10 protein-coding genes are annotated in these 12,411 nt (G+C 65.2%); 5 read left to right on the top strand and 5 right to left on the bottom strand.

Annotated features, from left to right (window positions below; all coding sequences use genetic code 11):
* Window positions 1-37 precede the first annotated feature (37 nt).
* A complete protein-coding gene (locus tag GO986_RS04425) occupies window positions 38-937 on the top strand; it encodes a histone deacetylase family protein (RefSeq protein ID WP_369409139.1) in 900 nt (299 codons plus the stop codon).
* 50 nt (window positions 938-987) lie between these two features.
* On the opposite strand, the gene GO986_RS04420 is transcribed toward GO986_RS04425, so the two are convergent.
* Complete coding sequence (locus tag GO986_RS04420) at window positions 988-1,689, bottom strand: hypothetical protein (RefSeq protein ID WP_157458068.1); 702 nt, start codon at window positions 1,687-1,689, stop codon at window positions 988-990.
* 274 nt (window positions 1,690-1,963) lie between these two features.
* On the opposite strand from GO986_RS04420, the gene GO986_RS04415 reads away from it, so the two are divergent.
* A complete protein-coding gene (locus tag GO986_RS04415) occupies window positions 1,964-3,190 on the top strand; it encodes an MFS transporter (protein WP_157458067.1) in 1,227 nt (408 codons plus the stop codon).
* 12 nt (window positions 3,191-3,202) lie between these two features.
* Here the strand turns inward: GO986_RS04415 and GO986_RS04410 are convergent, their stop codons facing one another.
* Window positions 3,203-4,342 (bottom strand): erythromycin esterase family protein, encoded by a 1,140-nt coding sequence (locus tag GO986_RS04410; RefSeq protein ID WP_157458066.1) that lies wholly within the window; start codon window positions 4,340-4,342, stop codon window positions 3,203-3,205.
* A 351-nt stretch (window positions 4,343-4,693) separates the two neighbouring features.
* The gene (locus GO986_RS04405; protein ID WP_157458065.1) at window positions 4,694-5,494 is read right to left on the bottom strand and encodes an amino acid ABC transporter ATP-binding protein; all 801 of its coding nucleotides are present in this window, start codon (window positions 5,492-5,494) and stop codon (window positions 4,694-4,696) included.
* Window positions 5,495-5,821: 327 nt separating this feature from the next.
* Here GO986_RS04405 and GO986_RS04400 point away from each other — a divergent pair, with 327 nt between their 5' ends.
* The 3 genes from GO986_RS04400 to GO986_RS04390 all read left to right on the top strand — a co-directional run bounded on the left by GO986_RS04400 (window position 5,822) and on the right by GO986_RS04390 (window position 10,448).
* On the top strand, window positions 5,822-6,787 hold the full coding sequence (locus tag GO986_RS04400; RefSeq protein WP_157458064.1) for a TAXI family TRAP transporter solute-binding subunit: 966 nt from the start codon (window positions 5,822-5,824) through the stop codon (window positions 6,785-6,787).
* 81 nt (window positions 6,788-6,868) lie between these two features.
* Window positions 6,869-9,028, top strand: a complete 2,160-nt coding sequence (locus GO986_RS04395; protein ID WP_198170398.1) for a TRAP transporter permease — start codon at window positions 6,869-6,871, stop codon at window positions 9,026-9,028.
* Between the two features lie 238 nt (window positions 9,029-9,266).
* Entirely contained in the window at window positions 9,267-10,448 is a 1,182-nt protein-coding gene (locus GO986_RS04390) for an AI-2E family transporter (RefSeq protein WP_198170397.1), read from the top strand.
* 281 nt (window positions 10,449-10,729) lie between these two features.
* On the opposite strand, the gene GO986_RS04385 is transcribed toward GO986_RS04390, so the two are convergent.
* Both GO986_RS04385 and GO986_RS04380 read right to left on the bottom strand, forming a co-directional pair.
* On the bottom strand, window positions 10,730-11,512 hold the full coding sequence (locus tag GO986_RS04385; protein ID WP_369409138.1) for an amino acid ABC transporter permease: 783 nt from the start codon (window positions 11,510-11,512) through the stop codon (window positions 10,730-10,732).
* A gap of 130 nt (window positions 11,513-11,642) precedes the next feature.
* Window positions 11,643-12,401: an ABC transporter substrate-binding protein gene (locus tag GO986_RS04380; RefSeq protein ID WP_157458062.1), complete on the bottom strand. Its 759-nt coding sequence runs from the start codon at window positions 12,399-12,401 to the stop codon at window positions 11,643-11,645.
* Window positions 12,402-12,411 lie beyond the last annotated feature (10 nt).

Here is a 12,411-nt window from a genome sequence, read left to right as displayed (position 1 = left end):
TAGAGCGGAAAGGAGGCCCCGGCGCCAAACTGGGCGGGTGAGCGCCCATCCCTACCGAGCCTGGAGTCCCGCCGCGTTCACGTTTCCGCTGCCCGAAGGCCACCGCTTTCCGGCCTACAAGTATGCGGGGGTGCGGGACCTGCTCGCGCCGCACCTGCCGGTGCTGGACACACCACCCCTGAGCTGGGCCGACGCCGCCCGCGTCCACGACCCCATCTGGCTTCGCCGCTGGCGCCGGGGCGAGGTCACGCCCGCCGAGGAACGCGCCTTCGGGCTGCCCTGGAGCGCCGAGGTTGTGGAACGTGCCCGCCGCGCCGCCGGTGGGTCGCTGGCCGCCCTGCACGACGCCCTGCGGGTGGGCTGGGGTGCTTGCCTGGCCGGCGGCACCCACCACGCCTTCCGTGAACGCGCCGAGGGCTTTTGCCTCATCAACGACGCCGCGCTGCTGACCCGCCTGGCGCTGGACGAAGGCCTGGCCAGCCGGGTGGCCGTCATTGACCTGGACGTGCATCAGGGCAACGGCACGGCGGCGCTGCTGGCAGCCGAGGGGCGGGCCTTCACACTGTCTCTTCACGGCGAGCGCAATTACCCCTTTCGCAAGGAGCAGTCCTCGCTGGACCTGGGCCTGGGCGACGGCGTGACAGACAGCGAGTACCTGACAGTGCTGCGGCGCCAGGCCCTGCCGGCGCTGGAGACCTTCCGTCCGGATCTGCTGCTGTATCTGGCGGGGGTGGACGTGCTGGCCGGCGACCGCTTTGGCCGCTTTGCCCTGACGCTGGACGGCGTTCGGGAGCGCAACCGCGCGGTGTTGGCCTGGGCAAAGGCCGCCGGTATTCCGGTGGTCACCATGATGGCGGGCGGTTACAACCGCGACCACGCCCTGACCGTGCAGGCCCACGCCAGTGTGGTGCTGGACGGCCTGGAGGTGCTGGGCTAGGTGGCCTGAAGACCCGTGAGGGCTTCGGTGATGCGGCGCAGCCCTGAGGGTCAGCCGTACAGCAGGGTCAGTGTGATGGGCGCCAGGGACGCCTGCGTGTTCGCCAGGAACATCACCAGCAGTGGCAGGGAGGCAAAGACAGTCACGCCACCGGACACGATCAGGCCCCGTTCCCCCAGGGTCCAGGCCGAAGGGTCCTGCCTGAACCGGCGAATCAGGTGGCCCCAGATGCGGGCGCTCAGGGCGACAAGAACCACACACAGCAGGCCGCAGAGCAGGGCCTTGGGCTGCTGCCAGGCCAGCCGCTCAAGGACTTCGGTTCGCAGCGCGTCCGGCAGGGCCGCCTGACCGGACTGCAACCAGGCATTGAAAGCGGCCTCGCGCTGAGCGGCGGCTCCGCTGCCCCTGCCCAGCAGCGAGAGCAGGGGTTCAAAACCGGCTTTTGGGTGAAGGGCATTGCCCGCGTTGGCCAGGGTGAGCAGGCCCAGCAGGCTCCCGAGGATGACGCTCAGCACTCCGAAAGTGGCCGACAGCTTTGTCTCGAAACGCCAACCGTGCCCCGCCGCCGTGCGCAAGCGGCGCCAGAAAGAAAAGGTCAGCAGCAGGCAGGCGGCACTCAGGCCACCGGCCAGCAGCGCCAGCGCGGCGTGATAGGTCGCGTAGTCACCCAGCAGCACGGCCAGCGCCTGATTCGGGGCGGCCTCCGCATGAAGAAGCTGGTGGAGGGTCGCTCTGAGCGGTTCACTGTTCATGCCTCTATCCATCCACGCCTGGGAGGTGCAGCGCATCCTTACTTTGGATGGCCTCTTGAGTGGTGGGGTGTCCTGATCCCACAGGGTCAGGGAAGAGGCCGTTCCCGGCGGCCTATTAGCGTGGCAGTGGTCTGGATACTCCAGACTGCTAAACCAGCAGGCTCAGGCGTAAACGCCAACAGCTTTGACTTCTCTGGTTCTGCATTTGGCTTTTGACGCTGCTCTGTCCCTCGTATCCGGTCAATGTTGAAAGGCCAGGCGGATAATGCCCCGCATGACTGCCCGCGCTCCCTGGAACCGCAACGAGCGCCTGGGCATTGCCAACGGCTGGGCCGTCTTTCTGGGCGACGGTTTTCTCAGTGTGGCGGTGGTGGTCACGGCCTTTGCCGCCAAGCTGGGGGCGCCCAACTGGGTCATTGGCCTGCTGCCCGCCATCGCCGCTGGGGGGTGGATGCTGCCGCAACTGCTCGTGGCGGCCCGTGTGCGCGCCCTGCCGTACAAGCTGCCGGTGTACCGCTCGGCCGCGCTGATTCGCACGAGCACCTACGTCTTTATGGTGCTGACGGCCGCCCTGCTCAGCCACCAGCCGGCGCTGTGCCTGACGCTCTTTATCCTTGCCATGAGTGCCAACGCCCTGGCCTCGGGCGTCTCTGGCCTGCCGTTTCTGGAGGTCGTGAGTAAAACGGTGTCGCCTGACCGGCGCCCACGCTTTTTTGCCACCCGCAACCTGTACGGCGGTCTGCTGGCCTTTGGGGCCGGCCTGCTGGTGCGCGCCATTCTGGCGTCTGACCTGGCCTTTCCCCTCAACTACGCCCTGATTTTTGCGCTGGGGACGGTGGCCTTTACCTTCGGGTACTGGGTCTTTGGCCTGGTCAGCGAGCCGCCTGACCCGCCCCAGCCGCCCCTGGGCACCCGAGCCGAAGTGCGGGCCATTCCCGAAACCCTGCGTGACCCGTCCTTCCGCGCTTTCCTGACGGTCCGCCTGCTGCTGGCGGCGGCCAGCATGAGTGAACCGTTTTACGCCGTGTACGCCCTGCGGGAACTGGACTACGCCCCGGCGGTGCTGGGCACCTTTGTCATGGCGCTGACCGGCGCGGCGCCGCTGTCCAACGTGGTCTGGCAGCGGGTGGCCGAACGCAAAGGCTCGCGCCGCCTGATTCGGTATGCAGCCGTGTTTGCGGGTTTGGCGCCGCTGTGCGCCCTGCTGGTGGGGGCGCTGGACCTCAGCCCCTGGGCTTATCTGGGCGTGTTTATCCTGTCCAGTACGGCTAATCAGGGTTTTAACCTGGGCCACACCAATCACCTGCTCAATATCGCCCCTGACCACGCCCGGAGCCGCTATATCGGCACGCTGAACACGCTGGTGGGGGCGGCGCTGTTTACCCCAGTGCTGGCCGGGGTGCTGGCGGATACGGCGGGGTATGCGCCTGTCTTCCTGCTGAGTGCCCTGCTGTGCGCGGCGGCGTGGTGGGGGTGCGGACGGCTACGGCGAGACGCTTAAAGTCCTTTGCCCTCAATTCGGCGCAGTCTGGATGAACAGGGCGCCGTCAATGAGCTGACCATCCTGGCCAGCGCGCACAGCGGCCAACTCTGAAGGTGTCAGGAGGGTGGCCGAGCCAGAGGGGCCCGTCTGGGGAATGGCCGGCCCACTGATCTGCGGCAGCGCGGCGTCGGTCAGGCTTGGGATGAAGGCGTAGTGCGTGCCCAGGTGGCGGCTAAGGTGTGCGCCGGCACTCCACCACGTCACAGTCAGGTCGCCCAGTTGCATGGCACTGTTCGGGCGTTGCAGGTGCGACTGGTGGGCAAAGACCAGCGTCGGCCCACGTGGTTCCTCACGCTCTCGGATGGCGCAGAGGTTCTCGGCCATCATCAGGTCGCGCAGCCCCGAGAGGCGCGCCATCCGGTCTGGCGTGGGGGTGGCCATCAGGGCGTGGTAGCGCAGAAGCCCGGTGGCGGTGCGGGCCGACAGCTGGGCGTCCCAGAATCCAGATTGCGTGGCCAGGTGAGGCGTCTCTGTCTGCAGCAGGGTCTCCAGGTCGTCGGCCAGAAGCCTGAGCCGCCTGGCCTCGCCCGTGTCACCGATGGACTGGCCTGGGTCTCTGACCGCTGCCGGGTTCTTCCAGGGGGCTTCGGGACCCAGCAACTGTTCAAGCTCAGCGCAGTTGACCGGCACCGTGGGGAGGTGGGCCTCCAGAAAAGCGTGAAGGGCAAGCAGGCTGGCCGCTGGACTGGGTGCCCACCACTCCAGCGGTGGGTCAAAGCCGTAGAACTGCAGCGTCTCGTCCCTGCTTCGCCCCGTATTGAAGGCGTGCATCCACGCCACCAGTTCCCGGTTGGCCGGGGTGGCCCCAAAGCCGTGGCTAAAGCCGGTGCGCATCACGTCGTCCACATGACCCTCACCCGAGGTCACGTAAGCGTTGACCTGCTGACCCGCGAGGATGTCGCTTTCCAGGGCGACAGACCGGAAGCCGTGGTCTTCGACCAGCAGCTCAAACAGGCGGTTACGCCAGGCTGGAAACAGGTCGGCGCTGTGGGTGGGTTCACCCAGAGCCAACAGCTGCACAGGGTCAGGTCGGCTGTTCAGAAAGGAAACGAGAGTGACCCGCAGTTCAGGCCAAATTGGGCCAGGCTGCGAGAAAAGCTGGTCTGACATAAGGTCTCCTGGGCCAAAGGGGACTACCCTACGGCCTCATCAGCATTCCTGTGCAGGATGTGAGGCTGCTGACGGGATTTCCTTTATTGAACGCTTATTGAGTAGGGTTCAGCCGTAGTTGGCTGACCCACAATTGGACGAGTAAGACGCCCAGCTTTAGATCTGTGGCTGGTTGACTGCTTGAGGTGCTCCAGCTGTTCGGTAGATGCGGGTAACCTTTTGCTGCCCTACCATGCGCCTCAATCGCCTGATCTGGCTCGGCGGAGTTCTGGTCATTGCAGGAGAGATGCTTCTGCTCTGCAAGTCGCCTCCCTTCGTTTCCGTTGGAGAGGGGTCCCTGCTCTTTTGTCCTTAGTGACCCAGAATCTTGCTGAGGAACGCCTTGGCCCGGTCATGCTGCGGGTTCTGGTAAAAGGCCTCAGGCGTGGTGTCTTCCACGACATTGCCCTGGTCAAAAAACAGGATGCGGTCGGCGACCTCGCGTGCAAAGCCCATCTCGTGTGTCACCACCAGCATGGTCATGCCGCTGCGGGCCAGCTCTTTCATGACGTCCAGCACCTCTTTGATCATCTCGGGGTCCAGGGCGCTGGTGGGTTCGTCAAACAGCATCACCTTGGGGTCCATCGCCAGGGCGCGGGCAATGGCCACGCGCTGCTGCTGACCGCCGGAGAGCTGCGCCGGGTACTTGTGCGCTTGCTCTTCAATGCCGACGCGGCGCAGCAGGTCCAGGCCGCGTTTTTCGGCGTCGGCCTTGCTCGCTCTGCGCACGCGGGTGGGGGCCAGGGTGATGTTTTCCAGCACGGTCAGGTGCGGAAAGAGGTTAAAGCTCTGGAACACCATGCCCACTTCCCGGCGAATGGCGTCCAGGTTGCCCTTGCCGTTCAGCGGAATGCCGTCCACCGTGATCTGCCCGCCGTCGTGGGGGTCCAGGGCGTTCAGGGTGCGGATAAAGGTGCTTTTGCCGCTGCCCGACGGGCCGATAATCACCACGACCTCGCCCGGCAGCACCTCCAGATTCACGCCGCGCAGCGCGTGGAACGAGCCGAAATGCTTCTGCACGCCCTGCGCCTGAATGATGGGCGGGCCCTCTCGCCGCGCCCGTGGGCTGGCGGCCGGGACACTGGGGGCAGGGGAGAGCGGGCCTTGCGTCATGTGCCCAGTGTAGTGCGGGGCAAAGGTCAGAGGCTTCAGAGCGGCTGCGGTGATCTCTGTTCTCTTCAAGTGAGGCGCAGCAAGAAGCAGACAAGACGTGCTGCGCGAGCTGAAGGAAGATGCTAGGGCCTGTCCGGCACGTTCTGGAAGTGGACGCGGTGCTTACTCCACAGGACCGGCCCACACCGAACTGAACAGAACCGCTTCCAATCCGCTTGGCCCCCGCCAGGAGCGGCGTTTTGTCTGCCTGGCCGCTGTGCTACCATCCGCGCATTCATTCTTCGCGTGTCAGGGTCATGCCCTGGCCCTTTCCCTGGAGGAGACCCCATGAACACCCGCACCAAGATTGCCGCCGCCCTGCTGCTGGGCACCACCGCCGTCGCGTTGGCCCAGGGCACCACGTTTCTGACCATCGGGTCGGGCGCCACCACGGGCGTTTACTTCCCCGTGGCCACCGGCATGGCCAAGATGGTCAACGACGCGGGCGACGGCCTGCGCGCCAACGCCCGCTCCACGGGCGGCAGCGTGTTTAACGTGCAGGCCATTGCCACTGGCGAATTGGACGCCGCCATTGCCCAGAACGACGTGGTGTATTACGCCTACAAGGGCACCGGCCTGCAAGCCTTCCAGGGCAAGGCCAATGCCAAGCTGCGCACCCTGGCCGTGCTGTACCCCGAGGTGCTGCATGTGGTGGCCCGCAAAGACAGCGGCATCAAGTCGATTGCTGACCTGAAAGGCAAGCGCGTGGTCATTGGCGACCTCGGCTCGGGCACTGAGTTGACTGCCCGGCAGGTGCTGGAAAGCTACGGCCTGGGCTTTGACGACCTCGGCCAGGCCCTGCGCGTGTCACCAGCCCAGGGCATCACCCTGATGCAGGACAAGCGCGCCGACGCGCTGTTCTACACCGTGGGCGTGGGGGCCAGCGCCATCAGCCAGATTGCCCAGACGGTAGACGTGGCGATGGTGCCGGTGGGCGGCAACCAGGCCGCCAGCCTCATCAAGAAGTACCCCTTCTACGTGCGCTACAACATCCCCGCCAAGAGCTACAAGGGCGTGGGCGCTACCGTGCCCAGCGTGGCGGTGCAGGCCACCCTGGTCGCCAGCACGGCTGTCAGTGACGACGCCGTCTACAAGACCATGAAGGCCATCTTCGGCACCGAGGCCGAGGTCAAGGGCCTGCACCCCAGCCTGGCCACTAACTTCAGCTACGAGAAGGCCGTCAAGGGCCTGCCTGCGCCGCTGCATCCTGGCGCTGTGAAGTTCTTCCGCGAGAAAGGCGTCACCGTTCGCTAACGCGGCAGTCGGCCTGAGTGTGGGGCCAGTCCGAGCAACAGTCGGCTGGCCCCTTCGCCTTTTCTGAACAGTGAGGAACGCATGAGTGACCCCACAAGACCCATCAGCAGCAATCCGTCGCTCGAACCGCCTGGCACCGAGATGACCGAGGGCGAGCGCCGCGCCCTGGAAATCGTCGAGGCCGCCGAAACCGGTGGGCGCAAGCTGGGCGGGTGGCAGGCTGGCCTGGTCACCTTGCTGGCCGTGGGCTGGTGCCTGTACCAGATGTACGCCGCGCAGGTGGGCAATATTGACACCCTGACCCTGCGCGCCACCCACCTGGGCTTTGCGTTTGCGCTGGCATATCTGGTGTTTCCGTTCCGCAAGACGCCGGGCGCCCCGCAGACCCGCGTGCCCTGGTACGACTGGATTCTGGGCGTAGGGGCCACCGGCACCGCCGCCTACCTGATTGCCCAGTACCCCAAGATTGCCGGTGAGCAGGGCGGCATCCTGACCAGTACAGATGTGCTGGTCGGCAGCGGCATGGTCGCGCTGCTGCTGCTGGCCGCCTGGCGCACCATCGGTATTGCCATGCCTATCGTGGCAAGTGTGTTCATGCTGTACGCCCTGACGGGGCCGCGCGGCCTGATTCGCGGCGATCTGGGACCACAATTGCAGTTGCATGCCGGGCAGACGTGGCCGCAGGTCGTGAATCAACTGGCCGCCAACACCGAGGGCATTTTCGGCACCGCGCTGGGCGTCAGCGCGCAGATTGTCTTCCTCTTCGTGCTGTTCGGGGCCATCTTCGACAAGCTGGGGGCCGGCGACTGGTTTATGCGGGTGGCCCAGGGCCTGCTCGGCGGCTTCCGGGGTGGGGCGGCCAAGGCCAGCATCGTCAGCAGCGCCCTGAACGGCATTATCTCGGGCAGTTCGGTGTCCAACGTGGTTACGGGCGGCAACATCACGATTGGCACCATGATCCGCACCGGCTACAGCCGCGAGAAAGCGGGGGCGATTGAGGTTGCCAGTTCCTCCAACGGCCAGCTGATGCCGCCCGTCATGGGCGCGGCGGCGTTCATCATGGCCCAGAACCTGAACATCGAATACCGCACGCTGATTCTGGCGGCGGCTATTCCAGCCTTCCTGTGCTACGCCGCTCTGCTGGTGGTCTCACATATTGAGGCCCTGAAGCTGGGTCTGAAGGGCATTCCCCGTGACGAACTGCCGCGTGTACGCTCGGCGCTGCTGTCGGGCTGGCACTACCTGCTCCCGCTGGGCTACCTGATTGGCACCCTGACGGTCAATCCCGAGGCCACCCCGGAGCGCGTGGCCCTGAACACGATTTTCGGCATGCTCGCCTTGATGTTCATTCAGGAGGGCGTGTTGGCAGCGCGCGATGGGCGCGGCGTGGGGCGCGGCCTGCTGGACGGTGGCCGCAAGATCATTGAGGCCTTCGAGTCCGGCGCGCGCAGCATGGTGGGCATCGCCATCGCCACGGCGGCGGCAGGCATCATCGTGGGGATCGTGACCATCACGGGGCTGGGGTATGGCCTGACCGACATCGTGCAGCTGGTCAGTGAAGGCTTCCGGGGACTACTCGACGGCCTGTTTGGCGCCCAGGTGGCGACCTTTGGCGCCATCGTGGTCGTCCTGATCATGGCGCAGCTGATTACCCTGATTCTGGGCATGGGCCTGCCCACCACCGCCAACTACATCCTGATGAGCGCGCTGGTGGTTCCGATTATCGCCAAGGTGGCGGGCCTGGACCTGACCAATCCGGCCCAGATGCTGCCCGTGCACATGTTCGTGTTTTACTTCGGCATCATGGCGGATTCCACGCCGCCGGTGGCGCTGGCGGCCTTCGCGGCGGCGGCCATCAGCGGCGGGAATCCGGTGGCGACAGGGGTGCAGGCGTTCCAGTACGAACTGCGCACCGCCCTGCTGGCCTACATGATGTTTTTTAACCCGCAGCTGCTGCTGATTGCCGGCAGCCGCCTGAACGGGATCAGCTGGGTAGATGCCGTTCCCATGGTCATCTTCGCGTTTATCGGCCTGGTGGCCTTCAGCGCGGCCACCCTGCGCTTTCTGCACCGCCGCACCAATCCGCTGCAAATGCTGATGCTGCTGGTGGCGTCGTTCATTCTGATTATTCCCACGAGCCTCGTCTGGAATCTGGCTGCGCTGGCGCTGATTGCCCTGGTGTATTTCTGGCAGAAGGCGGGCCGCCAGGAACCGCCCAAGACGGCGCCGCTGGCCGCCTGATACGGACTCCGATTCAATCGTTTGCAACAACGGTTTAGTCCGAGCAGCGTGACTTGTCAAGCTGCGGAGCAGAGCAGGATTAGGGCGGTTTCCGAGCGTAGAATTTGCCAACCAGCGCTGTTCTGGTCTGTCAACGGAACAGATGGAATCCGTATGAGCTAGTCCTTTTTGCCCTGTGCCCTGGCCTATCCGCCGGGGCCTTTTCGCATCTGGGCGGCTGGGCTGTCACGATAGGGGGGTGACCAACCCGGAACCGGGCCACCGCCCCACTACGCCCGCCCTGAGAGACGCCCAGAACGTCCCCGACCTGCTGCGCCGCCTGTGGGCCTGGCCCCCGGCGCGGCTGCTGGCGTATGTGGTGCTGATCCTGCTGGCCCTGCGCGCCGCGTTGTGGGTGACGGGCACGCTGGCCAGCGTCCTGGTGACGGTGCTGGTGGCGTATGCCATCGCCTTTCTGGTCAATCCGGCGCTGGTGTGGCTGGAGCGCCGCCGCATTGGCCGGGGGGTGGGGGTCTTTGGGCTGCTGATCGTGGTGGCAGGCCTGCTGACTCTGCTGGTGGCGACCCTGACCTCCCAGCTGCGTGGCCTGGTCGAAAGCCTGCCGTACCTGAGCCTGAACCTGAAAAACATCCTGAATACAGTCCTGAACTGGCTGGCCCGCGTCCCAGGAACAGAGGGGCTGCGCGAGAGCCTGACCCGCGCCATTGATGAGCAGACCACCCGGCTGGGCGGCGACCTGAGCCCGGTCCTCGAACGCCTGATGACCTCCGGGCCGGATGTGCTGGGCACCCTGGCCAGCCTCGTGGGGTGGCTGGGGCAGGTGGGATTCATCATCACGCTGGCGCTGTACTTCATGTTCGAGTACCAGCGGTTTGGCATGGGCATCATGCGCCTGTTTCCGCGCCGCTGGCAGCCGACCCTGTACGACCTGAGCGAAGATGTCAGCGAGAGCTTTGGCCTGTTTCTGCGCGGTTCGCTGCTGACCACCCTGATCTGCGCGGTGCTGGCCACGGCGGGCCTGCTGGCGCTGGGCATTCCCAACGCCCTGGCCCTGGGCCTGCTGAGCGGGCTGCTGAATCTGGTGCCGTACCTGGGCATTGTGGCGGCGGCGGCGCTGCCCATGCTGGAGGCTATTCCGCAGGGCGGCGGCAAGGTGGGCGCTGTGGTGGTGCTGTATTTCCTGCTCAATCAGCTGCTGGGCAACGTGGTGGGGCCAATCGTCATGGGCCGCAGCGCCCACCTGAGCCCGGCCACCATTCTGATTGCCCTGCTGGTGGGTCTGGCACTGGGCGGTGTGGTGGGGGCGCTGCTGGCGATTCCGCTGGCCAGCCTGTTTAAGCGCTGGCTGGAGCGGTACTGGCTGCGCAGCGCGCTCTATAGGGGCAGTAGCGGCTTGCCCGCGCCAGCCGACGAGGGCTAACCGGGCTTATTGGGATGGAGGAGAGAGAGCGAACTGCGCCTCCCTGGGCCGGAGATCCGATGCTCTCCAGTGAGCCAGCTTCCGCTTCAAAACGGCAGAGCGAAGAAGGGCACCGTTTGCGCCTTCACAACGCAGCATTCGTCTGTTCTCGCTCTGCTGCAAAGCTCGTCGAGTCTTCCAAGTCCCCCCGAATTTCATCGGGCAAAACGCTGGATTCAATCGGAGTCCGTCAAAGATAGAAGCAGCGCACCTTCCTCGGGTGCGCTGCTCCTCTGTCTTCCTTATCTCGAAGCGATCTTGACGCGCTTTTCCAGTTGGTCGGTGAAGAGGGTCATGACGGTGGTCAGGGCCAGGTAAACGGCGGCTACGGTGGTCAGTACCGGAATAGGCTGGAAACTCTCGCTGCTGACGCGGGAGCCGGCCAGGGTCAGTTCCAGCAGGGCAATCGTGGAAGCCAGCGAGGAATCCTTGAGCAGGGCCACGAGGTTATTGACCAGCGGCGGCACCACAACCCGCAGCGCCTGGGGCAGCACCACCGTGGTCATGGTCTGGCCGCTGCTGAGCCCGAGGCTCCGCGCCGCCTCGCTCTGGCCGCGTGGAATAGCCAGAATGCCTGCGCGAATGACCTCGGCGTTGTAGGCGCCCACATTCAGGGCCAGCGCGATGACCGCCGACCAGAACTCATTGAGCTGCACGTTGATGCCGATGCCCTGAAGCAGCGGTGGCAGCGCGTTGTAGACAAAGAGAATCTGCACCAGCAGCGGCGTGCCGCGCACCAGCCACACGAACAGGTTGGCCGGCGCGCGCACCCACCACAGGCTGCTGGTTTTCTGAATCCCAGCAATCAGGCCCACGCCCAGACCAATCAGGCCGCTGACCAGGGTCAGTTGCAGGGTCATGCGCGCGCCTTCCACAAACAGGTCGGCGCGCGGCCCAATGGGGTCGGGCATCTGGCGCAGCACCAGCGTAATCACGAAAAACAGCAGCAGGAAAGCGGCGGCGGCCAGCACACTCCAGCCCACCAGCGCCGCGCCGCCTAGCGGTTTGGGGCGGCTGGCCGTCACCGCGCCCCGCTTTCAGGCCACAGGGCCAGCAACAGTACATTCACTTGCATTTGCGAAGATGATACAGGGCCAGGGCGCCAAAAAGGCGCGGCCCCTCCAAACTGGAAAGGCCGCACGTTCCTCCCTGCGCTCAGTTCTTACAGCGCACGTCGGTGTTGAAGTATTTGCCGCTAATCTTGGCGTAGCTGCCGCTGCTCAGCGATTTGGCCAGCGCGGCGTTCAGCTCTTTGAGCAGGCTGGCATTGCCTTTCTTGACCGCCATCCCGATGCGCTCGTTAAACAGCAGCTCGCCCGCCACGACCTTGCCCTTCTGGGCTTTCACGAGGTCCAGCCCCGTGAACTTGTCGCCCACCCAGGCGTCCACGCGGCCCGCCATCAATGCGGCCTGGGCGTCCGTGTCCTTGGGGAAGGTCTTGACTTCTTTCACGCCCTGAACCTTGCGCACGTTGTCCAGGTAGGTGGTGCCCACCTGCACGGCCACTGTCTTGCCCACCAGGTCGGCGGCGGTCTTGGGCCCGCCGGGCTTGGCCACGATGGCGCCGCCCGTGCAGTAGTGCGGATTGGTAAAGTCCACAGCCTTAGCGCGTTGCGGCGTGATGCCGTGGCTGGCAATCACGAAGTCGTAGCGGTCCTGCTGCAGGCCGATCAGCAGGTTGTCAAACGGCTGGGTCACCCACTGGACCTTCAGGCCCATCTGCTTGGCGAGTTCGTTGGCCAGTTCGACTTCAAAACCAGTCAGCTCCTTGCCCTTCAGGACATTGAAGGGCGGGAAGGCGCCTTCGGTGGCAATTTTAATGGTGCCGGACTGCCGGATGGCGTCCCAGGTGCGGGCCTGGGCACCAGAAGCGAGGAGGGTCAGGGCCGCGAGAGACAGCAAGGTCTTTTTCATGAAAACTCCT

The sequence above is a fragment of the Deinococcus arboris genome (assembly GCF_009755355.1).
Classification (GTDB): Bacteria; Deinococcota; Deinococci; order Deinococcales; family Deinococcaceae; genus Deinococcus; species Deinococcus betulae.
Note: the sequence above shows the minus strand (reverse complement) of the source record. Positions and strands in the feature narration are given on the sequence as shown.

What these genes read in the sequence shown, in the direction of transcription:
- GO986_RS04420 (WP_157458068.1), bottom strand. Translation starts at nt 1,689, where the DNA reads ATGAACAGTGAACCGCTCAGAGCGACCCTCCACCAGCTTCTTCATGCG.
- GO986_RS04380 (WP_157458062.1), bottom strand. Translation starts at nt 12,401, where the DNA reads ATGAAAAAGACCTTGCTGTCTCTCGCGGCCCTGACCCTCCTCGCTTCT.
- GO986_RS04395 (WP_198170398.1), top strand. Translation starts at nt 6,869, where the DNA reads ATGAGTGACCCCACAAGACCCATCAGCAGCAATCCGTCGCTCGAACCG.
- GO986_RS04415 (WP_157458067.1), top strand. Translation starts at nt 1,964, where the DNA reads ATGACTGCCCGCGCTCCCTGGAACCGCAACGAGCGCCTGGGCATTGCC.
- GO986_RS04410 (WP_157458066.1), bottom strand. Translation starts at nt 4,342, where the DNA reads ATGTCAGACCAGCTTTTCTCGCAGCCTGGCCCAATTTGGCCTGAACTG.
- GO986_RS04405 (WP_157458065.1), bottom strand. Translation starts at nt 5,494, where the DNA reads ATGACGCAAGGCCCGCTCTCCCCTGCCCCCAGTGTCCCGGCCGCCAGC.
- GO986_RS04400 (WP_157458064.1), top strand. Translation starts at nt 5,822, where the DNA reads ATGAACACCCGCACCAAGATTGCCGCCGCCCTGCTGCTGGGCACCACC.